The sequence below is a fragment of the Alteromonas sp. 009811495 genome (assembly GCF_028865455.1).
In the GTDB taxonomy this organism is placed as follows: Bacteria; Pseudomonadota; Gammaproteobacteria; order Enterobacterales; family Alteromonadaceae; genus Alteromonas.
Genome location: NZ_CP113972.1, coordinates 1 through 25,865, shown reverse-complemented (window position 1 = coordinate 25,865; position 25,865 = coordinate 1). Strand labels below are relative to the sequence as shown.

Below are 25,865 nucleotides of genomic sequence, written 5' to 3'. Positions count from 1 at the left end.
CTTGTGACAACGCCATTGAAAGTTATTTTTGCCGGTACGCCGGATTTTGCCGCTAAGCACTTAGCGGCGTTATTAGATAGCAAACACGATGTTGTTGCTGTTTATACGCAGCCAGACCGTCCAGCCGGACGCGGCAAAAAGCTCACTGCAAGTCCCGTCAAGGTATTGGGTGAAGAGCACAACATTCCCGTTTATCAGCCTGCTTCGTTAAAACAAGATGCAGCCCAGCAAGAACTTGCTGCCATAGACGCTGACATAATGGTAGTGGTGGCCTATGGTTTATTATTGCCGACAGCGGTACTTAACGCGCCTAAGTTAGGCTGCATTAATGTGCACGGCTCAATTTTGCCAAAGTGGCGTGGTGCAGCCCCTATCCAGCGTTCCATTTGGGCGGGCGATAGTGAAACTGGTGTCACAATCATGCAGATGGATGAAGGTTTAGACACTGGCGATATGCTTCACATCGCTACACTCCCCATAGAAAGCAGTGATACCAGCGCAACGTTATACGATAAGCTTGCCGCACTGGGCCCTAAAGCGCTTGTCGATGTACTCGATAACTTCGATAGCTACTCGCCAGAAAAACAAGATGATGCATTGGCCACCTATGCGAAGAAACTTTCTAAGGAAGAAGCTCTTATTAATTGGCATGACGATGCTGCACAGATTGAACGTAATATTCGCGCATTCAATCCGTGGCCTGTCGCCTGGATGAAAATTGACGAACACAATGTCAAAGTATGGTCTGGTGACGTTGTAGCATTGGATAAAGCTGTTTCACCTGGCACCATTGTCAGTGCTAATAAAGAAGGCATAACCATTGCCACAGGAAAAGGAGCACTGCGTATTACCAGTCTGCAAATACCTGGTAAAAAAGCATTGCCAGCAGCTGATGTTATCAACGCACGACAAACCTGGTTTGAAATCGGTCGCAATCTTACACAAGTGACAACAGAGTGAAGCCATTCCCCCTTCCCAAACAAAAAAACCTACGCGCAGACTGTGCGTGGGTTATTTATCAAATTTTAGAACAGGGTAAATCATCTCGAGAGTGTCTCGAACGCGTGCAGCGCAGACACAATATTCGCGATAACGCATGGCTACAAGAAATGTCATTAGGCGTTATGCGACAATTGCCTGTATTACAGCACTGGCTAAGGACTTTGTTAGACCGTCCGCTTAAAGGCAACAAGAAGATTATTGAACACCTTATTTTACTCGGGTTATATCAACTTAACTTTACCCGCGTTAGCCAACACGCTGCTGTAGGTGAAACGGTGGCCGCGGCCTCCTATTTAGGTGGTGCAGGACTTAAAGGTTTAGTGAATGCTGTTTTGCGTAATTTTGAGCGTGAAAAACTAGCTAGCAAGCCCATAGAGAACCCCATTATTGAAAGTGGACTCCCTAAGTGGCTATACAAAGCGATTGATAGTGCATATGGCGCAGATGCTGACGCCGTGCGCATGGCAACAAATGCAATGGCACCTATATGGCTGCGTGTTAATCGACAGCAAACCTCATTAAGTGACTTTCGCGCAGCTCTTGATAACGCAGAGGTGAAGTACACGCTAAGCGACCACCACCCTGACGCATTAATCTTGACAAAGCGTGAAGATATTACCGCGCTGCCGGGGTTCGATAAAGGTCACTTTGCAGTACAAGACGGCGCTGCCCAACTAGCCGCGCACTACTTACAAGCACAACCTCACGAACGTATTTTAGACTGTTGCGCCGCGCCAGGCGGCAAAACAGGCCACATTGCTGAACTTACGCCCGATGTGGGTTATCTGTTGGCACTTGATGCCGATGGCGACAGATTAAAGCGTGTAGAAGAAAATATGACACGCCTTAAGCATAGCGTTGATATAAAGCAAGGCGACGCTGCTCAACCGTCACAGTGGTGGGATGGACAATTGTTTGATCGAATCTTACTTGACGCTCCCTGCTCTGCCACTGGTGTAATCCGCAGGCATCCAGATATACGCTGGTTGAGAATGTCGACCGATATTGCCAATCTGGCACAGTTACAGCGTAAGATACTCGACGCATTATGGGGCTTATTGAAACCAGGTGGCACCCTGCTATACGCCACTTGCTCTATATTGCCACAAGAGAATAAGCTTCAAATTCAGCAGTTCCTTAAAGACACCTCTGATGCAACGTTAGCGCCGTTGTTAAAGACGGAAACCCCAGAGAATCCAGGTCGCCAAATTTTACCGGGTGAGCAACAAATGGATGGTTTCTATTATGCGAGACTGGTAAAGTCAAAAGCATAAGATGTGCGTTATCAACGTAATCAGAGCGCTAGTGTATAAATAGCAAGGCAAAATAATAACGATGAAAATCATCATTTTGGGCGCGGGCCAAGTAGGCGGAACGCTTGCAGAAAATTTAGTTGGCGAGAATAACGAAATCACGGTTATCGACTCAGACCCTGCTATTCTTCGTTCGCTACAAGACCGTCTCGATCTACAGGTTGTTACAGGTGTAGGTTCACACCCAGATGTTTTACGCAAAGCAGGGGCTGAAGATGCCGATATGCTCATTGCTGTAACTAACAGTGATGAAAGCAATATGTTGGCTTGTCAGGTCGCATATAGTCTATTTAAAACGCCAACTAAAATAGCCCGAGTTCGCTCTGAACAGTACATCATTTATCAGGAACAGCTGTACAAGCAGCAAGACATACCTGTCGACCATATTATTGCCCCTGAACAGTTGGTGACAAAAGCGATCAAACGCCTTATTGACTATCCAGGCGCACTTCAGGTTGTTGAGTTTGCTGAAGGCAAAGCAAGTTTGGTAGCGGTAAAAGCTTACTATGGTGGTTTGCTTGTAGGTCACGCATTATCTGCACTCAAAGACCACATGCCGAACGTTGAAACGCGTGTGGCGGCTATTTATCGTCGTGGGCGCCCTATTCGTCCATTAGGGACTACCGTTATAGAAGCTGACGACGAAGTATTTTTTATTGCCGCAACAAAGCATATTCGCGCGGTAATGAGTGAACTGCAAAAGCTTGAATCGAGTTACAAACGCATAATGATAGCCGGTGGTGGTTTGATAGGTGCAGGCCTTGCGAAAAAGCTAGAGCACAATCACAACGTAAAGCTTATCGAATATAGCCCAGAGCGCGCTAAATACCTATCTGCTCATCTTGACAAGACAATTGTCTTTAGTGGCGATGCATCAGACCCAGAATTGCTAAGCGAAGAAAATGTTGAACAGGTAGACGCATTTATTGCGGTTACAAACGACGACGAAGCTAACATCATGTCGGCAATGCTAGCAAAGCGTATGGGTGCACAAAAAGCCATGGTGCTTATTCAACGCAGCGCGTATGTTGACCTTGTTCAAGGTGGTGAAATTGATATTGCATTTTCTCCCCAACAGGCAACTATTTCAGCCCTGCTAACACACGTGCGTCGTGGCGATATTGTTAATGTATACTCGTTGCGCCGAGGCGCAGCAGAAGCTATTGAAGCAATTGCTCACGGTGATGAGAACACATCAAAAGTAGTGGGTAAGCAAATTGGCGACATCAAACTGCCGCCTGGTACAACAATTGGCGCAGTTGTACGAGATGACCAAGTGATCATCGCCCATAGCGATACCAAGATAGAAGCCAACGATCACGTCATTTTGTTCTTAGTCGACAAAAAATACATTAATGATGTAGAAAAGCTCTTCCAGCCCAGCGCATTTTTCTTTGGCTAACTACGCCAAAACGTCGGTGAAAACAATACAAGTAGTGAAAACACTTCAAGTCGGCCAAATACCATTGCGATAACTAGCAGCCATTTTCCAGCGTCTGTGACATCTGCATAATTTGCTGCCACACTACCTAAGCCCGGCCCCAAGTTATTTAACATAGCTGCCGTTGCTGTAAAGGCACTTAAATTGTCTAAGCCAGTGGCGATAAGACCAATCATAATAATAACAAACACCACTGCATAAGCTGAGAAGAACCCCCATACGGCTTCAACCACACGATCAGGCATTGCTCTATCACCAAATTTTACGCTATATACAGCTTTAGGGTGAATCAGTCTGTCCACTTCTCGCTTACCCTGTAAGAACAGTAAGCAAACCCGAACCACTTTTAAGCCACCACCTGTTGAACTTGCACAACCACCGATAAAACTGGAAAAAATGAGCATAATGGGCAAAAACGTAGGCCAAACCGAAAAGTCTGTTGTCGCAAAACCTGCGGTGGTACTGATTGATACCGCTTGTATCATCGCTTGATCAAGCGCCTGCTCCGCTGAGCTGTAATAACCAGATAAGGTCAGCACTAAGAAACAAATTCCGATAAGCGACGCTTGAATAATGAAAAACGCCTTAAATTCTGGATCTTTAAAATAGCCACGCACCGAACGTGAACTCACCGCCGCGTAGTGCAATGAGAAATTCAGCGCGGCAATTAACAAAAAGACAGTACACACAACGTTAACCATAGGGCTACTGAAATAGCCTAGGCTGGCATCGTGATTTGAAAAGCCCCCGATAGCAACGGTAGAAAATGAATGACATATGGCGTCAAAGACATTCATTCCCGCTAACCAATAAGCCCCCGCACAAGCGATGGTGATTGACAAATAGATGTACCATAAATGCTTAGCGGTATCGGCGATACGCGGTGTCATTTTATTATCTTTTACAGGGCCGGGCGTTTCCGCTCGGTAGAGCTGCATGCCCCCAACACCAAGAATGGGCAGTATCGCTACTGCAAGTACAATGATCCCCATGCCCCCAAGCCACTGTAGCTGTTGGCGATAAAATTGCACCGAATGAGGAAGAAAATCGATCCCTTCAATAACCGTAGCCCCAGTAGTCGTTAGTCCCGAAAACGATTCAAAGAACGCATCGGTCACCGTCATACTAGGCTGTTCAAGTAAAATTAGTGGGATTGCACCTACACTTGCCAGCACCGACCAAAAAAGCGCTACAATCAAAAAGCCTTCTCGCGCCCTTAAGTCGTTCTTTTGCTGGCGATTGGGATACCACAGCGCCATGCCCCCCATAACACACAGCACAAAAGCAAGAACAAAAGGCAAGCCACTACCGTCTTGGTATATCAACGACACTATGGCAGGAGGGATCATAGTTACGCTAAATAGCGCTATCAGCAACCCAAGAATTCGTATGATGGCACGGTAGTGCATAGTTCGTTATGCCTTTATTGTTATAAGCGCAGAAGTCCTTTAGACACTCGATTATAGGACTATAGCGAACAAGGGGAAACCCTTGTTTCCCCTGTTTTATTTTTATCGTCACAGCACGAAACTTAACTTATTTCATCGCCAAAACGGTTTTTACCATTTTAGCGATACTGTTGTGTGCTTCAGTGATACTTTGTGCAAGCATATAAGCGGGTGTAGTCACCAGCTTAGCTTCATTGTCTACAACAACGTCGTCGACATGACAATCTACGTGATGCGCCCCAAGAGCATTTAACCCTTTTGCAGTGGCTTCATCATTACCAATTGTGAGCTTTACGTTGTTACCATAGACTTTCGCAGCCAGAGCAGGAGCAATACAGGCATAGGCAGCTGGCTTTTTCGCTTTAGCAAAAGCTAAACAGGTATCCATTACCGCTTCATTAAAACTGCAGTTATCACCGTCAACCGCGAACGTGCATAAATTTTTCGCCGCACCGAAGCCACCCGGCAAGATCAGCACGTCGAAATCATTTACGTCACATTCAGTGACGGGCTTTATATTGCCACGTGCAATACGCGCCGATTCAACCAACACGTTGCGCGACTCGCCATCTGCAACTTCACCCGTAAGATGGTTAACCACATGAAGCTGTTCAACATCAGGCGCGAAACATTGATATTGAGCACCGTTGAGTTCTATGGCCAACAGGGTAAGTACCGCCTCGTGTAACTCGGCTCCATCAAATACACCACTGCCGCTTAAAATTACTGCAACTCGTTTCATATAGTCCTCCCAGACGTTATGCCATCTACTTATTCAAAATTTGGCTATTAAACAGTCAACTGTTCAAAAAAAGTTCTTAATAATACGTATATACATTGTAAATGGATATGCTACATTACTCGACCAGCTTGGTTAAACCAAAAATAAACGTACACCAAGTTATCCACATAAAATGGAATGATTTGTAGCAGGTATGCTGTTATCACACCTTAGTCTCATTCCCTTATTTTTCTTGATTTGAACGGTGATCCACTTTTTTACAAAGATCATTCGGATCGGCGTGTCTGATACATTAGATCACAAAGTTATCCACAGCGATTGTGGACTTAACTATGAGATCATGTCACACCATTAATCTTGCTTTCGTTTGTGGCGATCTTAGGTAGCCTGTGGCATTCTTGCGCTCATATTTGATATTGGAAAATCGCCCTTTATGCCTGATTCTAAAAAGCCTCCATTTATTCTTGTTGATGGATCTTCCTATTTATTTAGAGCGTTTCACGGCCTGCCGCCACTGACTAATTCAAAAGGCCAAGACACCGGTGCTATTTACGGTGTGGTTAATATGTTGAAAAGCTTGATCAAACAATACAACCCAACGCATATGGCTGTCATTTTTGACGCAAAGGGCAAAACGTTTCGCGATGATATCTATAAAGAATATAAAGCGAACCGCCCTCCTATGCCTGAAGAACTTAGAAGTCAGATCGAACCTCTTCATGCCATTATTCGTGCTATGGGTTTACCCGTTATCGTTGAGTCTGGTGTGGAAGCCGACGACGTTATTGGGACGCTTGCCAATCATGCCACAGCAAAAGGGATCGACACCCTTATTAGCACCGGTGATAAAGACATGGCTCAATTGGTAAACGAGCACGTTACGCTTATCAATACTATGACAAACCAACTAATGGATGTTGACGGCGTAAATACAAAATTTGGTATTCCTCCTGAATTAGTTATCGACTTTCTTGCACTGAAAGGTGACAAAGTGGATAACATTCCTGGCGTACCAGGTGTAGGTGACAAGAGTGCTCAAGCCTTGTTAAACGGTATCGGCGGCATTGAATCCATTTATCAAAATCTCGATAAGATTGCCGACCTGTCGTTTAGAGGCAGTAAAACCATGGCGGCTAAAATGCAAGAGTATGAAGAGCAAGCACGTCTCTCTTATACGCTCGCAACAATAAGTATCGATCTTGACCTTGAATATGACGTTGAAACACTAACACCTCAGCAAGCTGACAATGAGCAATTGCGTGATCTATTTGCCGAGTATGAATTTAAACGTTGGCATAGTGAAGTCAGCGCCCTAATTAGTGGCGATAAAGTGGGTGAATCAGTCAGTGACTCCTCAGGCTCTGCATCGTCTAATACACAGAGCAATGCATCTGAAAATAATTTAGACACCGCCCATTCTGTTGAAATTGATAAGTCTCAATACGAAACAGTATTAGATGAAACGCGTTTTAATGAATGGGTCGCGTTATTAGAAAAGGCCGAGTTATTCGCATTCGATACCGAAACCACTAGCCTAAATTATATGGATGCTGAATTGGTAGGTGTTTCATTTTGTATTGAACCGGGTAAAGCCGCGTATGTACCTGTTGCACATGATTACCCCGATGCCCCCAATCAACTTTCGCGCGACATGGTGCTTAATGCGTTAAAACCTATTTTAGAATCTCACGATTCAATAAAAGTCGGTCAGCATATCAAGTACGATAAAAACGTGCTTGCAAACTATGACATTACACTGAATGGGATTGGTTTTGACACTATGCTTGAGAGCTATGTACTTAATAGTACGGCGCAACGTCATGACATGGACTCGCTTGCGTTAGCTTATCTGGGCCACAAAACCATTCATTTCGAGGAAATTGCCGGTAAAGGTGCGAAGCAACTTACGTTTAACCAAATACCGCTTGAAGAAGCAGGTCCCTATGCGGCAGAAGATGCCGATATTACGTTACGACTGCATCAGGCTATTTGGGAAAAGTTGAGCGGTATTGACGAGCTTAAGCGTTTACTCATCGATATTGAAGTACCACTAGCTTGTGTGTTGTCTCGTATGGAGCAACAAGGTGTACTCATAGATAGCCAAAAGCTAAGACAACAGAGTCAAGATCTTGCTACACGCATTGCTGAGCTTGAAAAAGAAGTTCACGAAGAAGCAGGCGAACCCTTTAATCTAGGTTCGACCAAACAGCTTCAGCACATCCTATTCGAGAAAATGTCGCTACCTGTAATTAAGAAGACACCAAAAGGTGCGCCGTCCACTTCTGAAGATGTATTGCAAGAACTCGCTCTTGAGTACCCACTGCCACAGAAAATTATGGAGTATCGTGGACTAACAAAGCTTAAGAATACCTACACAGATAAATTACCTAAGATGATCAACCACCGGACGGGTCGTGTGCATACATCTTACCATCAAGCGGTTACCGCAACGGGTCGTTTATCATCTACGGATCCTAACTTACAGAATATCCCAATTCGCAACGAAGAAGGCCGTCGTGTGAGACAAGCTTTTGTGCCTCGCGAAGGTAATAAAATAGTCGCTGCTGACTACTCGCAAATTGAGTTACGTATTATGGCGCACTTATCTGGTGATAAAGGCTTACTTGATGCATTTGCGCACGGTAAAGACATTCACAAAGCCACTGCTGCAGAAGTATTCTCAGTGCCATTAGACGATGTCACCACGGAACAGCGCCGAAGTGCCAAAGCAATCAACTTTGGTTTGATTTACGGTATGAGCGCATTTGGTTTATCTAAACAACTTAATATTCCACGTAATGAAGCGCAAAAGTACATGGATTTGTATTTCGAACGCTACCCAGGTGTGCTTGAGTACATGGACAGCACCCGTGAAGGTGCAAAAGAAAAAGGCTACGTTGAAACCGTATTTGGCCGCCGACTTTATCTTCCAGACATAAAGGCAAGTAACGGCGCTCGTCGTAAAGGTGCCGAGCGAGCCGCTATTAATGCGCCTATGCAAGGCACCGCTGCAGATATCATTAAAATGGCGATGATCAAGGTTGATGATTGGATTGCAAATAATGCTTCAGACGATGTCACAATGATGATGCAGGTTCATGATGAACTGGTATTTGAGATAAAAGAAGAAAAAGTAGAAGAGCACGTGGCGACAATTACTGCATTAATGGAAAATGCAGCAACACTTAATGTGCCATTAGTGGTTGAAGCCGGTGTTGGCGAAAATTGGGATGAAGCCCATTAATTTGGTAATTAGATTACAGCTTTTGGGGTTTTGGCGTGTTAATTCACACTCATTTTGGTAATTTAATTACACCCCACCCTTGCCTTTTTCATGTTTTGTTGTAATATTACGCATGTAGGGTACAGAGGTGAGAAAGCTGTTTTCAAACCTTTGCTTTAACCCCGACAATTTGTCGGGGTTTTTTTATGTCTAAAGAAAATAAAAATCATTTATTTTCAATCACTTATATCTTTAATTGCCTTTTTAATTATTTTTAGTGAACTTCTTTATTTCTGACGACTCTATATCTACGGTTTTTATGTGTTTTCTCTCAGTTTACGCCTCGCTTTTAGCGGGGCGTTCTTTTTTGTAAAAGCAGTAGCTTAGTAAAAACGATTGCCTGTTAAAGACAATAGCAAGAAATGACTACTCTTCATCAAAGCTAGCTTCATCCGCATCAGCGTCAGCGTCTTTGTTCAACCCAAACCAACCGTCGAGAATACGCTCTAACTCTGGTAAGCCATGTTTATTTAATGACGAGAATGTTTGTACAGTGACATCCCCCATAAACGCCATAGCCGCTTCTTGTGCCATCAGTAACGTCGCCTTTCGTTTACCCGATTTAAGCTTGTCTGCTTTAGTAAGCAATGCAAGAACCGGAATATTAGAGTCGACAGCCCAATGGATAAGATCCTGATCTAAATCTTTGAATGGGTGGCGAATATCCATAAGCACCACAAGGCCTTTAAGTGATTTACGCTTTTGTAGGTATTCTCCTAACGACGCTTGCCACTTTTTCTTCATCGTTACAGGGACTTTGGCAAAACCATACCCTGGTAAATCAACTAAGCGCAGGTCTTCTTCTAACTCAAACACATTAATAAGTTGTGTACGACCCGGTGTTTTACTGGTTCGAGCCAAGTTCTTTTGACGGGTTAATGTATTTAACGCACTTGATTTCCCTGCGTTCGAGCGGCCAGCAAACGCCACTTCTATTCCGGTATCATTCTTTAAGTGACGAATATCCGGTGCACTGGTAAAGAATTTTGCTTTGGTGTAATACGACATCTAGACTAATCTCCACATGCGTCACAACCTTGGGTTTACAGTTTTTTAATGAATAAACCAACTAAAAACCATAGTTTTATCATGGAATAGGTTTTTCTGACGCGTTAAATGTGTAAAATACGCATGATATCACGTATATCACGCGAGCCGTTGGATCCATTTAAGAGATTTATTATGAAAAAACTGTGTTTGTTGGTATGTATGTCTTTAGGTTTAAGCGCAACTGCTGTAGCAGAAGGCGATGCCGAGGCAGGTAAAGCGAAGTCAGCTGTTTGCGCAGCATGTCATGGACCTGATGGTAACAGCATGATTGACATGAACCCTAAGATTGCTGGCCAGCATGAAAAGTACATTGTTAAACAACTGATGGAATTTAAACTTGCTTCACAAACAGGTGGTGAAGAAGGTCGTAACAATGCTGTAATGAACGGTATGGCTGCCCCACTTTCAGAGCAAGATATGAAAGACTTAGCAGCGTATTTCTCTAGCCAAGACCAAAAGCCTGGTGAAACTCCAGAGCAATATGTTGAAGCCGGTCGCGCTCTGTATCAAGGTGGTGACGAGGAACGTGGTGTAACAGCATGTATTGCTTGTCACGGTCCTAAAGGTAACGGTATGGCCCTAGCAGGTTTCCCTGACATCAGTGGTCAGCACGCAACATACACGGCTTCACAGCTGAAAGCCTTCCGCTCAGGCCAGCGTCATAATGATATGAACGGCATGATGCGTGACATTGCGATGAAATTAACCGACGAAGATATCGAAATTTTATCTAACTATATCGCAGGCTTACACTAAACCGTTCTTTTTTTAAGCACTGTTGTTAAAAATTTGTTACCGAAAAAGTTGTATTTTGAAATTATTCGTGTAATCTAACGGCGTAGTTTGTAGGAGCCTTTGAAAAGCTACAAGCTAAATAACAAGAATAATAATAAAAATACAACATGGATGACGGGATAAAGAGCCACGAAGGCCAACAACAACAATAGCGCTCTGCTAAAAACAAGAATAAGGGGAGCAAAGCTAGGGAAGCCAGCTTACACATAGATGTGTATAACGGGAGAGGTGTCATCTGACACTCATACAATGTAAGGTGATGGTGAAAACCATCACCTTTTTCTTTTTTATAATCCCCAAAATAATTACATTCCTGTATTTACTAATTAATCGTTTATGTCTTGTCCACTTTGCCAACATTCTCATTCTAGTATCGACTATGCTACAGATAAGAAGCGCCACTACCTGCAATGTACAGTGTGCGATTTGGTTTACGTTGCCCCTGAATACCTTCCCTCTCAAGAGAAAGAGAAGCAGGAATATGACCTGCATGAGAATAATTTTGAGGATGAAGGTTATAGAAAGTTTCTTGGAAAGGTTTTAACGCCACTTTCAGCTTATATCTCATCTAATAAGGGAAGTGAATTAAAGGCATTAGATTTTGGTTGTGGTCCAGCTCCGGTACTAGCACAAATGTTAGAAGAGCTTGGTGTTAGCACTAGAGTATATGATCCCTTTTTTGCCAACATCCCTGAAGCATTACAACACACCTATAACATTATCACCTGCACTGAAGCTATAGAGCATTTTCATCAACCTCATCGCGAATGGGCAATGTTCTATCGCTTATTGGCAGAAGATGGAATATTAGCGGTGATGACAAAACGTGTAATTGATAAAGCGCGCTTCGCTAGTTGGCACTATAAAAACGACCCAACGCATGTGTGTTTCTTTAGTGAATCAACCTTTCAGTATTTAGCCCAACGAGATGGATTCAACGTCGTATTCCCCACCAATGATGTTGCGTTATTTTTTAAAGGCTCTGGTTTCAATTGATTTTTTAAACTTCACCCAAAGATCAATACGCGCAAGCGAATTCGCGCTATAATAGCGTTGTTTTTTCACTCTCTTTGTTAATTGGAAATTATGGCACGTTCTAAGAAATCTCGTAAAGTCGGTCTTATCGGCGTTCGAAAAGACCCAGACTTCAAACCAAGCGAAAACCGCAAATCAGACTCGCCCCGCCCCAAAAAGCATAAAGGCAAGCCAGCGGGTAGCCGCCATAATGTAGAGCAACAGAAAGTTTCTGGTAAAAAAAGTGCCGAGAAGAAAGATCCTCGTATCGGCAGTAAAAAACCAATCCAATTGGTAAAAACGTCGGTAACGCCTACACCAGCTCAAAAGAAAAAGTATGCTACCCCAGCGCAAGAATTAGCGGCACTAGAAGCCGATCAACGTTTATCAGATTTACTTGATAAGCTAGACGACGATAAGCCGCTTACACGAGAACAGCAGGCTTATGTTGATGAGAAGATGGCCCGTCACCGCATTCTTTGCGACTTGCTAGGTATCGTTGAAGACGACGATGAAGATGACGATATAGATCCGTTTAGTGATTTAGACGCTATTAACATCGACGACTTTAAGCAGTAATAATTTCAGGGTAACTTATGCTTTGGGCAGTACTTTCAGGCATCGCAATTCTCATTATTCTCGGTCTTGGTTTTTATGCCGGTAAATTGCTGTTTTTACTTAAACAGCAAAAGATTAGACAAGAAGCCACCCGTCAGTCGCGAATAGGTACAATTACCGAGAGCGTGGTGTTAATTGCTAAAGCAATGGAACAGCAGCAATGTGAATTGTCCGAAGGCGTAATTCGTATTGTAAACCTGCTCAACGCATTGCCAATAGTTTCACCGCCAGACTTTAAGGCGCAATACCCACACATATACGCGCTGTTTACCGAGGTCAGCGGCTTTGCCATCTTAGAAGCACGCCAAAAGTTGTCGAAAAGTGAGCGAAGAAAACAGGATATCGCGCGGGAACAAATTGAGTCAGAATATGAGACAAAAGTGTTAGCAGAATTGCCGGCGCTTCAGGCCTATTGCGAAACGCTTACACAATAGGCGTAATACACGCGTTGTTATCACACAGTTCTACTTATTTGATAGCAGCGCGACACGCTTTGTGGTAACAATGACACCCAATTTCATGATCGTTCACCATGCCAACAGCCTGCATAAAGGCGTAGCAAATCGTTTCTCCCACAAAATTGAACCCTTGTTTTTTTAATGCTTTAGACATTGCCTTGGAAGCTTCAGTTGATGTTGGTGCTTCCCTAAAATCTTTCCAGTGATTTACAACGGTTTTTCCGTCTGTAAATTGCCATATAAACTCACTAAAAGGTTGGCTCTTTTCTATCGCTAAATACCCTTTAGCATTACGAATAATCGACTCTATTTTAAGCTTATTTCTGACAATTCCCTTATCGTGCATTAAACGTTCAACGTCACTGTCTGTCATTGTTGCTATTTTCACAGGGTTAAACTGGTGAAACGCGTTCTCATAGTTTTGTTGTTTTTTTAAAATGGTTATCCACGATAATCCCGCTTGTTGACCATCTAAACACAGTTTTGCAAAAAGCGCTTGGCTATCGGTTTCGGGAATTCCCCACTCATTGTCGTGATATGCTTGATAAATTGGGTCGTTACCCACCCAACCACATCGATTTAATTGATCTGGCACCATGAATTTGCTTTTCCTTGCTGTATTGAAGGCTTTCGTGACGTTTTTTCACCCTTTACACCTACATACTATGCCCTACAAATTGTATACTATCCCACCTTTATTTTAGTCAGATAACTAATAAGCAGCGGATGTATGCAGAAATACGATATTAAAACCTTTCAAGGGTTGATCCTTGCGCTTCAAGATTACTGGGCGCGTCAGGGCTGCGTTATTATTCAGCCTCTGGATATGGAAGTAGGTGCAGGTACTTTTCACCCTATGACCTTCCTCCGTTCTCTAGGTCCAGAGCCAATGAGTAGCGCCTATGTTCAACCGTGCCGACGCCCAACAGATGGTCGTTACGGCGAAAACCCAAACCGCTTACAACATTACTATCAATTTCAAGTAATGCTGAAGCCTTCACCTGACAATATTCAGGAGTTGTATTTGGGCTCATTGAAAGAGTTAGGTTTTGATCCGTTAGTTCACGATATTCGCTTTGTAGAAGACAACTGGGAATCTCCAACGCTTGGTGCATGGGGTCTTGGTTGGGAAGTATGGCTAAACGGTATGGAAGTCACTCAGTTCACCTACTTCCAGCAAGTTGGCGGCATAGAGTGTAAGCCTGTTACTGGCGAAATCACTTATGGTCTTGAGCGTTTGGCCATGTATGTGCAAGGCGTTGACAGTATTTACGACCTGGTATGGACTGACGGCCCAATGGGCAAAGTCACCTATCGAGACGTGTTCCATCAAAACGAAGTCGAACAGTCTACGTATAACTTTGAGCACGCTAACGTAGATGCGCTATTTAGAACCTTCGACGAATGTGAAGCAGAAAGCCAGAAATTAATTGAGAATAACCTACCTCTACCTGCTTACGAGCAAGTGATGAAAGCATCGCATGCATTTAACTTATTGGATGCACGCCACGCAATTTCAGTAACAGAGCGTCAACGTTATATCCTTCGTGTTCGTACACTTGCCAAAGCATGTGCAGAAAGTTATTACCAAGCACGTGAAGCGTTAGGCTTCCCACTATGTAACAAGGAGGCATAAGCGTGCGTACAGAGAATTGTTTAGTAGAATTAGGTACTGAAGAGCTTCCACCAAAAGCGCTGAAATCGCTAGGCGAAGCATTTGCCACTCAGTTTGAAGCAGCGCTAACGCAAGCAGATCTAAGTTTTGGTTCTGTTAGCTGGTTTGCCGCGCCTCGTCGTTTAGCTGTTTATGTGTCAGCGCTTGCTGAGGGTCAGGCTGATAAAGTTGTAGAAAAGCGCGGACCAGCAGTTTCAGCGGCGTTTGATGCAGATGGTAACCCCACTAAAGCTGCACAAGGCTGGGCTCGTGGAAATGGCATTAGCGTTGAAGAAGCTGAGCGCTTAGTGACTGATAAAGGCGAGTGGTTGCTTCACAAAGCGCATGTACCTGGTCAATCAGTAGCCCAATTGCTTGAAGGATTAATTAACCAAGCAGTAAGTAAACTACCAATACCAAAGCCAATGCGTTGGGGCAATTACAATACGCAGTTTATCCGCCCTGTTCACACGTTGTGTGTGCTGTATGGCAGTGAAGTGGTGAATGTATCTGTACTTGGTCTTACAAGCGGACGTACAGTGCAAGGGCACCGTTTCCATGGTGAATCGCGCTTTGAACTTGACCATGCTGACAACTATGCAGCAGCATTGGAAAAACAGTATGTACTTGCGGACTTTGAAGCACGTAAAGATAAAGTACGACAGCAATTAGAGGATGCCGCTAACACGCTATCGCTTGCACCAGATTACAACGAAGAGTTGCTAGAAGAGATTGCGTCATTGGTAGAATGGCCTGTAGTGCTACAAGCAGGTTTTGATAAAGCGTTTTTAGAAGTACCTAAAGAAGCGCTTATCTACACCATGAAAGATGACCAAAAATATGTGCCACTGCTTGATTCATCCGGCAATCTGTCAAATACGTTCTTATTCGTAAGTAACATTGAAAGCCAAGATCCAACGCAGGTAATTTCAGGTAACGAAAAAGTTATCCGCCCTCGCCTCGCTGACGCTGAGTTCTTCTTCAATAGTGATAAGAAGACTACCTTAGAAAGCCGCTTAGATAGCTTGGCAACTGTGCTGTTTCAAAAGCAACTCGGTACACTTAAAGAGAAATCTGAGCGCATTTCTGCCTTGGCTGGGTTTATAGCTACACAAATTGATGCAAATGAAACGCAAGCTGCACGCGCAGGCTTACTTGCCAAGACTGACCTTATGTCAAACATGGTAATGGAGTTTCCAGACGTTCAAGGTGTGATGGGTAAGTACTATGCATTAAACGACGGTGAAGATGCACCAGTAGCCGAAGCGCTTTACGAGCAGTATATGCCGCGATTTGCTGGTGATTCATTGCCAAGTTCGGGAGTAAGTGCATCGGTTGCGCTTGCAGATAAGCTCGATACCCTTGTAGGTATATTTGGTATTGGCCAACTACCAAAAGGTGATAAAGATCCTTTTGCGCTTCGCCGTGCAGCAATTGGTGTGCTTCGAATTATTACAGAGCTATCGTTGCCGCTTGATTTAGACGTACTTGTAGCAAAAGCGGTCAATGTTTATGGTAATAAGCTTACCAATCAAGACACACAGACCCAAGTTGTTGACTTCGTTCTGGGTCGATTCACCGCTTTATTGCAAGACCAAGACGTAGCGATAGATGTTATCCAAGCGGTAGCAGCGCGTCGCCCTACCAAGCCTGCGGATTATCTTGCTCGGGTTAACGCTGTTGCGGCGTTTAAAGCGTTAGAGGAATCTGAAGCGCTTGCCGCAGCAAATAAACGGGTTGCCAATATTCTTGCTAAACAAAATGTAGAGGTTACTAGCGAAGTTCACATCGATTCAACGCTATTAACTGAAGATGCTGAGAAAGCACTGAATTCTGCATTAGTAAATGCGCAATTGCAGGTAAATGAAGCATTAGCGTCACAAGATTATCAGCGTATTTTGACAACGTTAGCTACGCTACGTGAAGTAATAGATAACTTCTTTGATAATGTTATGGTAATGGCTGACGATGCAGCAGTGAAACAAAACAGACTTGCTTTGTTGTCACTTTTAAGGCAACTTTTCCTAACGACTGCAGATATATCTATCCTTGCAAAGTCTTAGGCTAATCATTTTGGTGGTGCTTGCATCTACCACTTAAATTAAAAGCCCAACGAAGTGTTGGGCTTTTTTTTACCCCATGGAGTAGTTGTGAAAAAGTTATTTAGTATTCTTACTCTTTGTATTGCGCTTTCTGCATGTTCAAGTAGTGGCAGTTTCAATATTCCAGAGATCATGCCGGATACACCACGAATTCAGTTCGAAAACATGTTTTTGCGTGGTGTTTTCAACTGGTGGGAAGCAGACCCAAGCTACAAATTTAAGAGTACCAGTACAGGTTGGGTGGTAGATGTTGAACTCATTGCCGACGGTCAACCTTACGACTTTCGTCTCTCAGACGCAAAATGGACGCCCTCACAGAGCTGTGGAGGCAAATATAAGGGTCAACCTGTAATGCTGGGTGCCACGGTTTATTTAATCTGTGAGCAAGGCTCAGAGAACCTTCAGTTTACGCCTTCATCAACGGGCAAATACCGTTTCACTATTAGTCCTGCCAGTGCCGGCGAAATTGCGCTAGTGGTTAGCAAGCTATAGTAGTTTCATTGATTACATTTGGTGATCTGATAGTAGATCACCTTTCGTTTTTACTAGTATGCTTGAAACTCTATTTCAGTTAGCTCCATGTCACCTGTTGTGGATTTTTCGAAGAATAGATCGTACTTAAAGCCATTGAAATCTAGTTCCCAGTAATTATCTGCCAATTCAAAGATTTTATCTTCAAACATTTTTTTGATTAAGTTACTACTTTGCCTCGAATAGAGTTCACCATATCGCCATTTCGTTGCTTTGGCTTTGGTATAAAAAAATGCGTTAGACAACAGTACTTTCTCAATTTCATTGTCACTTGAAATGATGGCTAAATGGTTGTCATAAACAAATAATAGGTTTCCGTGTTGTGTTGCTGCTGTGAAAATGGGTGATAATTTTAGTTCACCAATGTTGGTACTTTCTTCTTCTAAACGATTATCTATTATAATGGCATATAGGTCTTGGTAAGAGATGACATTAGCTGGAAAGCTTGAAAGCGTGATATCACTCTCGTCGTCAACGTGGCCATATACGTAATTATATACAGTCCAGTCTTCGTCCTTAGACACACTCGCAAGTGCTAATTCAATATCTATGTAAATGCCTGTTTCTTTGTTCTGTATTCGATAAGTAGTATCGTTCACAAAGCTCCCACTCAACCTTTCAATAAGCGTTTTCTTACTATCCCCTTTTTTTACATCCTTCCCTATTACCCAGTTGTTCGTAGGTCGCTCGTCAAATGCCATGTAGTTCGACAAGCGCTTGGGAATCCATCTGTTGTCATTTTGTATGCGGATCACGCGATTATGCTTTGTTAAAACCCACAAATTTCTCCCGTACGAATAAAGTGTGTGTTCTTCATCAATTTTGTACTCTGAAGTTGGAACACCGAATAACGCGGTCATTTCTGAAATCGTTGTCCCATACATTAGGCCAAATACACCGTTATCTAGAGAAACATTATTGTTGATTAATGGATTAGCTCTATTTTTTTTACCATTACCTAATAACTTGCCAACGTCGAAAACAAAAGCTTTGCCCTCTTCATTTTTGGAGCGAGTATCGTTACTCTCATTAACTGACACGGCTGAAGTAGGCATCTGATACTTATCAACATTATTCAAGGCGGTTGCCTCAAACATCATCATTGTTAAGGTCACTGCTACACCACACTTCGATAGTAAGGTCATTCTATTGATTCCTTTCAACTGATAAATCTTTGAGCTTCTCTATGCTGGTCGATAGTTCTTCAATAGACCTTTCATAATCTACTTTAAACTTATCGTCTTCTAAGAAACGCGATAACGACATCTCTAAATTTAAAATGTGCTTTCTCAATGACCAATAAGTATCTTGATCACTTCCCCGTAGAAACACTTCTATATCCTTAAGGGTAGATATACAACACGCGTTAAGTTCTCCGTTATATTCTTGGCCCATATATTTGATCATATGGTCGCTTTCGAGGGACGCACCACTTAGTGGCACAAGAGGCATGTCATCAACAGCACGCCTGAATTGAATTGTTTTCTCTATCGCAAGTTCAATGAGTCGCATTGCTTCAGTTGCCGCTACCAGGTCGTACTCGCTCAGCCTGTCGGACAATAAGTTAACCTCAGGTGATTTAATACCGACTATTTTCGCTTTTATAAGCACCTGTTTTGCGTTTGATAGCTGTTCTTTAGCGTAGATTAAGTGCGTAATATCAGCAGTAATATTGCCACTGATATTTGAGTTTAAGTAATCATTCGCCTTTATAATGATTTGGTTTTGCTCATTAATCGCGTGGTTATAACGGCGTTCAGACTCTGTCAGTGAGGATTTTTCTGTGCAGCCTAGGGCCAAAAGCGCTGTTATTAAGAGTAAGCCATACCGCATTATTCATTCCTTTGTTTACTAATCCTGAAGAGTCGCATAGTTGTCTTGACGTACTCCATTGCATTACACCCTCTACTATATGCTTAGCACTAAACACAGAGCAAACCTTTAGTCTAATTTTTCAACCCTTAGCCATAAAAAAAGCGGCTCGAAAGCCGCTTTAATAATGTGTGTCGTATAAGTCGGTTGAGACTATACGTCTAGGTTTTCAACTTTAAGCGCGTTGGCTTCAATGAATTCACGACGTGGTTCAACTTGGTCACCCATCAACGTAGTGAATAACTGGTCACAACCGATAGCGTCTTCAATGGTTACTTGCAGCATACGGCGACTTTCCGGATCCATGGTAGTTTCCCAAAGTTGCTCTGGGTTCATCTCACCTAGTCCTTTGTATCGTTGAATATACTGACCGCGTTTTGCTTCGCCCATAAGCCATTCAAGTGCAGCTTTAAACGAGTCTACCGGTTGCTTACGCTCACCACGTTGGATGTAAGCATCGGCCCCCATCATGTCGTTTATAGCAAGATTAAGTTCTTTAAGGCGCTGATATTCTGAAGACTCAATGAATTCGTGATTAATGATGTACTCATAGTCGATACCGTGCATACGCATGATAATCGTAATAAAGTACTCGCTTAATTCTGCATCGTGACGAATCTCGTAACGGTAAGTTGCACCGTCATTTTCGCGCTCTGTTAGTTGCTCAACGAAGTGTTTAGCTACATTTTCAAGGGCAGATTGGTCTTTCAAATCTTCTAGGTTAAGCGTAGGTGTATACAACATTCTGTAAAGAATAGACGCAGGCATTAAGCGCTTCATGCGTGCAATCATTTTCTCTACTGACTGGTATTGTTTAACCAAGTTTTCTAATCCAACACCGCTAATACCTGGGTCATCACTACTTGTGTGCAAAGACGCACCATCAATAGCAATAGACGTTAGGTAATTAGTTAACGCATCATCGTCTTTTAGATACTGTTCTTGCTTACCCTTTTTCACTTTATAAAGTGGAGGCTGAGCAATATAAACGTAACCGCGCTCAATGATTTCTGGCATTTGACGATAGAAGAACGTCAGCAGCAAGGTACGAATGTGAGACCCGTCAACATCAGCATCGGTCATGATGATTATACTGTGATAACGTAGTTTCTCTGGATCATACTCGTCGCGACCAATGCCACACCCTAACGCTGTGATCAGTGTGGCGACTTCTTGCGAAGATAGCATCTTATCGAAGCGCGCTTTTTCAACGTTAAGTATTTTACCTTTAAGTGGAAGAATCGCTTGGTTCTTACGATTACGACCCTGCTTTGCTGAACCGCCCGCAGAGTCACCCTCCACTATGTATAGTTCACTTAGTGCAGGGTCTTTTTCCTGACAGTCAGCCAATTTACCCGGCAAACCTGCTAAGTCTAATGCACCTTTACGGCGTGTCATTTCACGTGCTTTACGTGCTGCTTCACGGGCACGTGCGGCATCAATAATCTTTCCTGCAATGATCTTACTTTCTGCAGGGTTTTCTAATAAGAAATCGGCTAACTTTTCGTTCATCGCCGATTCAACAGCAGGACGTACCTCTGATGAAACCAACTTATCTTTGGTCTGAGAACTAAACTTAGGGTCAGGCACTTTTACAGAAATAACCGCAGTTAGACCTTCACGTGCATCGTCACCACTGGCGTTGGTTTTCGCTTTCTTATTAAGCCCTTCCTTCTCCATGTAGTTGTTCAATGTACGTGTTAACGCGCCACGGAAACCGGCTAAGTGGGTACCGCCATCGCGCTGTGGAATGTTATTAGTGAAGCAGAATACGTTTTCTTGGAAGCTGTCGTTCCATTGCATTGCTACTTCTACTGCGATGCCGTCTTCTTGCTCACTGGCAAAGTGAAACACTTTTTGATGAACGGGTGTTTTTTTCTCATTTAAGTATTCAACAAATGCTTGAATACCACCTTCATACATAAAGTGGTCTTCTTTCCCATCGCGTTCATCTTTTAAACGTATGGAAACACCAGAGTTTAGGAACGATAATTCACGTAGGCGTTTTGCCAGAATGTCGTAGTGATATAGCGTATCAGTAAAGGTATCAGCACTAGGCCAAAAACGAATCATGGTGCCCGTTTTATCTGTATCGCCAGTAACGGCTAGCGGTGCTTGTGGTACACCGTGATGATATTCTTGTTCGTGCGCTTTTCCGCCACGGCGAATACGCAACTTCAAACGACTTGAAAGTGCGTTTACAACTGAAACACCAACACCGTGAAGACCACCTGATACTTTATAAGAGTTATCATCAAACTTACCGCCAGCGTGAAGTACTGTCATAATAACTTCGGCAGCTGAAACACCCTCTTCAGGGTGAAGTTCTGTTGGAATACCACGGCCATCGTCAGACACAGACACTGAGCCATCACTGTGAATTTGCACAACGATCTCAGAACAATGTCCAGCAAGCGCTTCATCGATTGAGTTATCGACAACCTCGAAAACCATGTGGTGCAACCCTGTACCATCATCTGTGTCACCGATATACATACCAGGACGTTTTCTTACGGCATCTAATCCTTTAAGTACTTTAATACTGGACGAGTCGTAGTTGTTCTCTGCTGACATACTAGCTTTTACTCCTCTTTCACGTTCCCATGTTCCACGTGAAACATTTTCTTTTCGTTATATTTTTGTATAAATTCAAGTTGCGTGGATTCAATGGCAGTAACGAAAACCTGCGTATCCATTTCTAGCAACCCGTCAATAAATTGTTCTCTTTTATCCGCGTCCAATTCAGCACCAACATCATCGAGCAAGAAAATACTCTTGTGATGAGTTGCTGAGTTATACAACCTAGTCTGTGACATTTGTAGCGCTGCCACAGCCATTCTAAGCTGCCCTCTCGATAAAAGCTCTTGGGCATTCACACCGTTTACTTTAAGCCGTAAATCAGCCTTGTGTGGCCCAGAAGAGGTATGCCCTATTTTACCATCATACTCACGCTTTTTAACTAGGCTTTCTGATAAAGACACATCTTTTTCCCACCCTTTATAGTAACTCAATTCCACTTCAAAGGTTGGAAGAAATTCCTTTGCATATTCTTTAAAAATTGGCGTTAACGATGACACATAGTCCTGCCTAAATGCTGTCATTGACTCGCCAAGCTCCGCAAACTGTGATTCCCAATATTGGTTTTCGGGAGCAGCTAAATTGGCTTGTTGCTTTAGTAATGCATTTCGATGCTTTAAGAATTTTCCATACTGGTTAGCTAGCGAAGGAAAATGATGTTTCACGTGAAACAATCCCCAATCGCAAAATCGCCGACGTTCTGCTGGAGAGCCGATAATGAGGTCTGTACTTTGTGGCGTAAAAAGTTGAATAGGCACAAGGCTCACCAAATCGGCTAACTTTGTGCTGTGCTCGCCATTAATACTACACGTAAATGTGTCAGCCCTGCTACGCTGAAAGCCAAGCTTAAGCGTATCACCCTCATCCGTTAAACAAGATGCAAAGACACTAAAGCTATCCTTTTCATGTTGAATCACAGAGCCATGTTTATTCGTCCGAAAAGAACGTCCAAAACCTAAATAATAAAGCGCCTCAATCAATGAGGATTTACCACTACCGTTAACACCTCGAATAACGGTAAGCGTAGGTGAAGGAGAAAAAGTGATAGAAGAAAGATTACGAAACTGAGTAATCTGGATTCGATCCAGTTTCATGATGTCATCACGTTGCTGATAAAAAAGAAGCGACCTAGTTTACCTAGACCGCTTCTTTGAAAACTAAAAACAAATTTCAAAATGCAATTTTCAACGATTAATGTTATCTAAATACCAGCGCTTTGCTCTACAAGCGCATCGGCATGATAACGTAAAGTGCAGAATCATCAGCACTGTCTTCAATTAGCGCGCTGGCATTCGAATCAGAAAGGCTTACTTTGACATCATCAGTGCCTAGAGCATTCAGTACATCAATCAAATAAGCAACATTAAAACCAATTTCTAAATCGTCACCCTGATACTGTACATCTACGATTTCTTCTGCTTCTTCTTGCTCTGGGTTATTAGCAGTAATTTTTAACTCACCAGATGATAGATTTAAACGTACACCTCTGAACTTTTCATTCGACAGAATTGCTGCTCGAGAAAAAGCATCTTTAAGTACCGCTTTACTTGCGATAATTTCCTTATCACCATTTTGCGGTAGTACACGTCTATAATCAGGAAAACGACCATCAACTAGTTTAGAAGTAAAGATAAAATCGTTTGAAAATATGCGTAAATGATTTGCGCCAATTTGTACCTTCAACGACTTGTCGTCTTCGCTGATAAGGCGTGATATTTCTAATACCCCTTTTCGCGGAATGATCACCTGACGAGCCGGAAGCGACGTTTCATAATTTAAACGACACAACGCAAGACGGTGACCATCGGTAGCAACCGTACGAATAATATTTTCTTCGGTCTCAAGTGACATACCGTTAAGGTAATAACGTACGTCTTGCTGTGCCATAGAGAAGCTCGTTGAATCAATAAGCTTCTTTAAATCGCTACACGTTAGTTCAAACTCTACTTCGCCTTCCCAATCTTCAAGATTAGGATAATCATTTGCTGACAAGGTAGATAATGTATAGCGACCTCGACCAGCTTTAATCAGCGCTTTACTGCCATCCAATGAAAAATGAATGTCAGTACCTTCGGAGATACCACGAATAATATCGAACAACTTCTTGGCAGGAACAGTAATCTCACCTTCGGTAAACTCACCTTCAAGCTTAACGCTCGAAATCAGCTCAACCTCTAAATCTGTACCAGTAAGCCATAGTGCGTCCTCACTAACCTTAATAAGGACGTTTGATAAAATAGGAAGCGTATGTCTACGCTCTACAGCACCAGACACCAGCTGTAGGGGTTGTAAAAATTGTTCGCGGCTTATAGAAAATTTCATCGCTGTGCTATCTCGCCTCTAAGGTCGTGTTGTTAGGAAGACAAAGTCCTAATGAGGTTCTTATAGTCCTCTTTTATATCATGACTTTCTTCTCTTAGCTGCTCTATTTTTCTACATGCGTGCAAAACGGTAGTGTGGTCTCTGCCACCGAACGCATTTCCTAGTTCGGGAAGACTGTGGTTCGTTAGCTCTTTAGCCAGTGCCATAGCAACCTGACGCGGACGCGCAACACTGCGGCTTCTACGCTTAGATAAAATATCAGCTACCTTAATCTTATAATAATCTGCGACAGTTTTCTGAATATTATCAACGGTTACCAACTTTTCTTGTAGCGCAAGTAGATCACGAAGTGCTTCGCGCACAAAGTCGATTGTTATAGGTCGACCTGTGAAATTGGCGTTAGCGATAACACGGTTTAATGCGCCTTCTAGCTCACGTACATTAGAACGAAGTCGCTTCGCGATGAAAAAGGCAACTTCGTTTGGTAGATGAATTCTATTTTCAGCCGCTTTGCGCATTAAGATGGCAACACGTGTTTCTAGTTCTGGCGGCTCAATAGCTATGGTTAGGCCCCAACCAAAGCGCGATTTCAATCTGTCCTCAACCCCGTCAATCTCTTTAGGATATCTATCAGAAGTAAGAATGATCTGTTGGTTACCTTCAAGAAGCGCATTAAACGTATGGAAAAACTCTTCTTGTGACCGCTCTTTGTTGGCAAAGAATTGAATATCATCGATAAGTAATGCATCAACACTACGATAAAAGCGTTTAAAGTCTTCAATCGCATTGTTTTGAAGTGCTTTTACCATGTCCTGCACAAATCGCTCTGAATGCATATAAACAATTTTAGCGTCGCCGTTATTGGCAACAATTCCATTACCAACTGCATGCAACAAGTGGGTTTTACCTAAACCAGTACCGCCATATATAAATAATGGATTGTATGAGCCACCCGGATTATTTGCGACCTGCGTCGCAGCTGCACGCGCAAGTTGGTTTGATTTACCCTCAACGAAGTTATCAAACTGATAAGTAGGATTAATATTGCTTTTGTGCTTCATCGCCTCAGGAATAGGGATGACTTTTGGTGGTGACGTCACGCGCTGTGTTTGTGAGCCATTGACGCTGTTGCGATCGTAAGTATGGCGATCGCTATGATCCACCGACGGCGCACCGCGATCATTAGTGGTATACGAACTACCATGATCACTATTTGCAGTATAACCACTACTACCAGGGTTAGTAGGAACTGAAGCCTGATTTGCACTATAAGAATGTGATGATGATGGCGGTGCAGAGTGTTGGCTGGACGGCGACGACATCTGCTGCGGCGCACTATTATGAGTATTTACAGACGGTGATGATGGCTGTACTTGAGGCGCTGGCGATGCTCGGTTAACACTTTGACGACTCATTACCTCTAAACGCAATTGTGGTGCATTGTCACCCGCAAACTCACGAAGAAGTGCCGTAATGTTATTTAAGTACTTATCTCTTACCCAATCGAGTACGAAGCGATTTGGCGCATACAGCGCCACAAATCCATCTTGTTCTTCACAAACAAGCGGTCGTATCCACATACTAAATTGCTGCGTAGGTAATTCTTGGCGCAGCCTTTCAAGACATTGGTTCCACAAGGACAT

21 protein-coding genes are annotated in these 25,865 nt (G+C 43.1%); 11 read left to right on the top strand and 10 right to left on the bottom strand.

Annotation, left to right across the window (positions count from 1 at the left end):
* Positions 1-3: 3 nt before the first annotated feature.
* The 3 genes from fmt to trkA all read left to right on the top strand — a co-directional run bounded on the left by fmt (position 4) and on the right by trkA (position 3,717).
* Positions 4-960, top strand: coding sequence for a methionyl-tRNA formyltransferase (gene fmt, locus OZ660_RS00105; RefSeq protein WP_274742145.1), 957 nt, complete (start codon positions 4-6; stop codon positions 958-960).
* Positions 957-2,276 carry a 16S rRNA (cytosine(967)-C(5))-methyltransferase RsmB gene (gene rsmB / locus OZ660_RS00100; RefSeq protein ID WP_274742144.1) on the top strand — a complete coding sequence of 440 codons (1,320 nt, stop codon included), beginning with the start codon at positions 957-959 and terminating at the stop codon, positions 2,274-2,276. The genes fmt and rsmB overlap by 4 nt, the downstream gene beginning before the upstream one ends.
* A gap of 61 nt (positions 2,277-2,337) precedes the next feature.
* Positions 2,338-3,717: a Trk system potassium transporter TrkA gene (trkA, locus tag OZ660_RS00095; RefSeq protein ID WP_202263043.1), complete on the top strand. Its 1,380-nt coding sequence runs from the start codon at positions 2,338-2,340 to the stop codon at positions 3,715-3,717.
* On the opposite strand, the gene OZ660_RS00090 is transcribed toward trkA, so the two are convergent.
* Positions 3,714-5,165, bottom strand: coding sequence for a TrkH family potassium uptake protein (locus OZ660_RS00090; protein WP_202263042.1), 1,452 nt, complete (start codon positions 5,163-5,165; stop codon positions 3,714-3,716). The genes trkA and OZ660_RS00090 overlap by 4 nt on opposite strands.
* Positions 5,166-5,292: 127 nt before the next feature.
* A complete protein-coding gene (gene elbB / locus OZ660_RS00085; protein WP_226433694.1) occupies positions 5,293-5,946 on the bottom strand; it encodes an isoprenoid biosynthesis glyoxalase ElbB in 654 nt (217 codons plus the stop codon).
* 433 nt (positions 5,947-6,379) lie between these two features.
* Here elbB and polA point away from each other — a divergent pair, with 433 nt between their 5' ends.
* Positions 6,380-9,190 carry a DNA polymerase I gene (polA, locus tag OZ660_RS00080; RefSeq protein ID WP_274742143.1) on the top strand — a complete coding sequence of 937 codons (2,811 nt, stop codon included), beginning with the start codon at positions 6,380-6,382 and terminating at the stop codon, positions 9,188-9,190.
* A gap of 405 nt (positions 9,191-9,595) precedes the next feature.
* Here polA and yihA read toward each other — a convergent pair whose 3' ends face one another.
* Entirely contained in the window at positions 9,596-10,237 is a 642-nt protein-coding gene (gene yihA / locus OZ660_RS00075) for a ribosome biogenesis GTP-binding protein YihA/YsxC (protein ID WP_274742142.1), read from the bottom strand.
* A 174-nt stretch (positions 10,238-10,411) separates the two neighbouring features.
* Here yihA and OZ660_RS00070 point away from each other — a divergent pair, with 174 nt between their 5' ends.
* From OZ660_RS00070 to OZ660_RS00055, 4 genes are all read left to right on the top strand, one after another.
* A complete protein-coding gene (locus OZ660_RS00070; RefSeq protein WP_202263038.1) occupies positions 10,412-11,035 on the top strand; it encodes a c-type cytochrome in 624 nt (207 codons plus the stop codon).
* A gap of 375 nt (positions 11,036-11,410) precedes the next feature.
* Positions 11,411-12,070, top strand: coding sequence for a class I SAM-dependent methyltransferase (locus OZ660_RS00065; protein ID WP_274742141.1), 660 nt, complete (start codon positions 11,411-11,413; stop codon positions 12,068-12,070).
* A gap of 90 nt (positions 12,071-12,160) precedes the next feature.
* A complete protein-coding gene (gene yihI, locus OZ660_RS00060; RefSeq protein WP_202263036.1) occupies positions 12,161-12,667 on the top strand; it encodes a Der GTPase-activating protein YihI in 507 nt (168 codons plus the stop codon).
* 17 nt (positions 12,668-12,684) lie between these two features.
* Positions 12,685-13,140 carry a DUF2489 domain-containing protein gene (locus OZ660_RS00055; RefSeq protein ID WP_274742140.1) on the top strand — a complete coding sequence of 152 codons (456 nt, stop codon included), beginning with the start codon at positions 12,685-12,687 and terminating at the stop codon, positions 13,138-13,140.
* A gap of 34 nt (positions 13,141-13,174) precedes the next feature.
* On the opposite strand, the gene OZ660_RS00050 is transcribed toward OZ660_RS00055, so the two are convergent.
* Complete coding sequence (locus OZ660_RS00050; protein ID WP_274742139.1) at positions 13,175-13,762, bottom strand: DNA-3-methyladenine glycosylase I; 588 nt, start codon at positions 13,760-13,762, stop codon at positions 13,175-13,177.
* A gap of 132 nt (positions 13,763-13,894) precedes the next feature.
* Between OZ660_RS00050 and glyQ the strand changes: the two genes are divergently transcribed.
* The 3 genes from glyQ to OZ660_RS00035 all read left to right on the top strand — a co-directional run bounded on the left by glyQ (position 13,895) and on the right by OZ660_RS00035 (position 17,412).
* Positions 13,895-14,800 (top strand): glycine--tRNA ligase subunit alpha, encoded by a 906-nt coding sequence (gene glyQ, locus OZ660_RS00045; RefSeq protein ID WP_202263033.1) that lies wholly within the window; start codon positions 13,895-13,897, stop codon positions 14,798-14,800.
* A 2-nt stretch (positions 14,801-14,802) separates the two neighbouring features.
* Positions 14,803-16,881, top strand: a complete 2,079-nt coding sequence (gene glyS / locus OZ660_RS00040) for a glycine--tRNA ligase subunit beta (protein ID WP_274742138.1) — start codon at positions 14,803-14,805, stop codon at positions 16,879-16,881.
* 87 nt (positions 16,882-16,968) lie between these two features.
* Positions 16,969-17,412 (top strand): hypothetical protein, encoded by a 444-nt coding sequence (locus tag OZ660_RS00035; protein WP_202263031.1) that lies wholly within the window; start codon positions 16,969-16,971, stop codon positions 17,410-17,412.
* Positions 17,413-17,465: 53 nt separating this feature from the next.
* Here the strand turns inward: OZ660_RS00035 and OZ660_RS00030 are convergent, their stop codons facing one another.
* The 6 genes from OZ660_RS00030 to dnaA form a co-directional block, all read right to left on the bottom strand.
* Complete coding sequence (locus tag OZ660_RS00030; RefSeq protein WP_274742137.1) at positions 17,466-18,596, bottom strand: hypothetical protein; 1,131 nt, start codon at positions 18,594-18,596, stop codon at positions 17,466-17,468.
* Position 18,597: 1 nt separating this feature from the next.
* Positions 18,598-19,284 carry a hypothetical protein gene (locus OZ660_RS00025; protein ID WP_274742136.1) on the bottom strand — a complete coding sequence of 229 codons (687 nt, stop codon included), beginning with the start codon at positions 19,282-19,284 and terminating at the stop codon, positions 18,598-18,600.
* Between the two features lie 192 nt (positions 19,285-19,476).
* A complete protein-coding gene (gene gyrB, locus OZ660_RS00020; protein WP_274742135.1) occupies positions 19,477-21,897 on the bottom strand; it encodes a DNA topoisomerase (ATP-hydrolyzing) subunit B in 2,421 nt (806 codons plus the stop codon).
* A gap of 8 nt (positions 21,898-21,905) precedes the next feature.
* Positions 21,906-22,994: a DNA replication/repair protein RecF gene (recF, locus tag OZ660_RS00015; RefSeq protein WP_202263027.1), complete on the bottom strand. Its 1,089-nt coding sequence runs from the start codon at positions 22,992-22,994 to the stop codon at positions 21,906-21,908.
* 127 nt (positions 22,995-23,121) lie between these two features.
* A complete protein-coding gene (dnaN, locus tag OZ660_RS00010) occupies positions 23,122-24,222 on the bottom strand; it encodes a DNA polymerase III subunit beta (protein ID WP_202263026.1) in 1,101 nt (366 codons plus the stop codon).
* Positions 24,223-24,254: 32 nt separating this feature from the next.
* Positions 24,255-25,865: a chromosomal replication initiator protein DnaA gene (gene dnaA / locus OZ660_RS00005; RefSeq protein WP_274742134.1), complete on the bottom strand. Its 1,611-nt coding sequence runs from the start codon at positions 25,863-25,865 to the stop codon at positions 24,255-24,257.